The organism is Pseudomonas sp. GCM10022186, assembly GCF_042656385.1.
In the GTDB taxonomy this organism is placed as follows: Bacteria; Pseudomonadota; Gammaproteobacteria; order Pseudomonadales; family Pseudomonadaceae; genus Metapseudomonas.
The window spans coordinates 1-2,325 of sequence record NZ_JBHSOU010000026.1 but is presented as its reverse complement, the minus strand read 5'-3'; the positions used below and the strand labels follow the sequence as shown (position 1 = coordinate 2,325).

The following is a 2,325-nucleotide window of genomic DNA, read 5'->3' as shown; positions in this document are numbered from 1 at the left end:
CGATTGCTGAGCCAAGTTTAGGGTTTTCTCAAAACCCAAGCAGTATTGAACTGAAGAGTTTGATCATGGCTCAGATTGAACGCTGGCGGCAGGCCTAACACATGCAAGTCGAGCGGCAGCGGGTCCTTCGGGATGCCGGCGAGCGGCGGACGGGTGAGTAATGCCTAGGAATCTGCCTGGTAGTGGGGGATAACTCGGGGAAACTCGAGCTAATACCGCATACGTCCTACGGGAGAAAGCGGGGGATCTTCGGACCTCGCGCTATCAGATGAGCCTAGGTCGGATTAGCTAGTTGGTGAGGTAAAGGCTCACCAAGGCGACGATCCGTAACTGGTCTGAGAGGATGATCAGTCACACTGGAACTGAGACACGGTCCAGACTCCTACGGGAGGCAGCAGTGGGGAATATTGGACAATGGGCGAAAGCCTGATCCAGCCATGCCGCGTGTGTGAAGAAGGTCTTCGGATTGTAAAGCACTTTAAGTTGGGAGGAAGGGCAGTCAGCTAATACCTGGTTGTTTTGACGTTACCAACAGAATAAGCACCGGCTAACTTCGTGCCAGCAGCCGCGGTAATACGAAGGGTGCAAGCGTTAATCGGAATTACTGGGCGTAAAGCGCGCGTAGGTGGTTCAGCAAGTTGGAGGTGAAAGCCCCGGGCTCAACCTGGGAACTGCCTCCAAAACTACTGGGCTAGAGTATGGTAGAGGGTGGTGGAATTTCCTGTGTAGCGGTGAAATGCGTAGATATAGGAAGGAACACCAGTGGCGAAGGCGACCACCTGGACTGATACTGACACTGAGGTGCGAAAGCGTGGGGAGCAAACAGGATTAGATACCCTGGTAGTCCACGCCGTAAACGATGTCGACTAGCCGTTGGGGTCCTTGAGACTTTAGTGGCGCAGCTAACGCGATAAGTCGACCGCCTGGGGAGTACGGCCGCAAGGTTAAAACTCAAATGAATTGACGGGGGCCCGCACAAGCGGTGGAGCATGTGGTTTAATTCGAAGCAACGCGAAGAACCTTACCTGGCCTTGACATGCAGAGAACTTTCCAGAGATGGATTGGTGCCTTCGGGAACTCTGACACAGGTGCTGCATGGCTGTCGTCAGCTCGTGTCGTGAGATGTTGGGTTAAGTCCCGTAACGAGCGCAACCCTTGTCCTTAGTTACCAGCACCTCGGGTGGGCACTCTAAGGAGACTGCCGGTGACAAACCGGAGGAAGGTGGGGATGACGTCAAGTCATCATGGCCCTTACGGCCAGGGCTACACACGTGCTACAATGGTCGGTACAAAGGGTTGCCAAGCCGCGAGGTGGAGCTAATCCCATAAAACCGATCGTAGTCCGGATCGCAGTCTGCAACTCGACTGCGTGAAGTCGGAATCGCTAGTAATCGTGAATCAGAATGTCACGGTGAATACGTTCCCGGGCCTTGTACACACCGCCCGTCACACCATGGGAGTGGGTTGCTCCAGAAGTAGCTAGTCTAACCGCAAGGGGGACGGTTACCACGGAGTGATTCATGACTGGGGTGAAGTCGTAACAAGGTAGCCGTAGGGGAACCTGCGGCTGGATCACCTCCTTAATCGAAGACATCAGCTTCTTCATAAGTTCCCACACGAATTGCTTGATTCAATTGCGAAGGCGATTGGGTCTGTAGCTCAGTTGGTTAGAGCGCACCCCTGATAAGGGTGAGGTCGGCAGTTCGAATCTGCCCAGACCCACCAATTGTCGCGGGGTCGTGAGACCGGTTGACATTGGGGCCATAGCTCAGCTGGGAGAGCGCCTGCTTTGCACGCAGGAGGTCAGGAGTTCGATCCTCCTTGGCTCCACCACTCTCCGGCAGGCAGACCAAGAGCTCAGAATTGAATACCCGTGAATGGGTATTGAATTCTGGACTTTGCGCCAGAATCGTTCTTTAAAAATTCGGGTATGTGATAGAAGTGACTTGTTGAGTGTTTCACTGCACTCAGCAACTCAAGGCAAAATTTGCGAGTTCAAGCGCGAATTTTCGGCGAATGTCGTCTTCACCCCATGATCGCAGGCAGATTGCTTGGGGTTATATGGTCAAGTGAAGAAGCGCATACGGTGGATGCCTTGGCAGTCAGAGGCGATGAAAGACGTGGTAGCCTGCGATAAGCTTCGGGGAGTCGGCAAACAGACTTTGATCCGGAGATCTCTGAATGGGGGAACCCACCTAGGATAACCTAGGTATCTGGTACTGAATCCATAGGTGCCAGAGGCGAACCAGGGGAACTGAAACATCTAAGTACCCTGAGGAACAGAAATCAACCGAGATTCCCTTAGTAGTGGCGAGCGAACGGGGA

At 53.5% G+C, this 2,325-nt stretch carries 2 tRNA genes and 2 rRNA genes; all 4 read left to right on the top strand.

What is annotated here, in order from left to right:
* Window positions 1-47 precede the first annotated feature (47 nt).
* Window positions 48-1,583 (top strand): 16S ribosomal RNA (locus ACFPU0_RS11985).
* Between the two features lie 65 nt (window positions 1,584-1,648).
* A tRNA-Ile gene (locus tag ACFPU0_RS11980) sits at window positions 1,649-1,725 on the top strand.
* Between the two features lie 32 nt (window positions 1,726-1,757).
* Window positions 1,758-1,833 (top strand) — tRNA-Ala (locus ACFPU0_RS11975).
* 230 nt (window positions 1,834-2,063) lie between these two features.
* A 23S ribosomal RNA gene (locus ACFPU0_RS11970) occupies window positions 2,064-2,325 on the top strand; the annotation flags it as partial.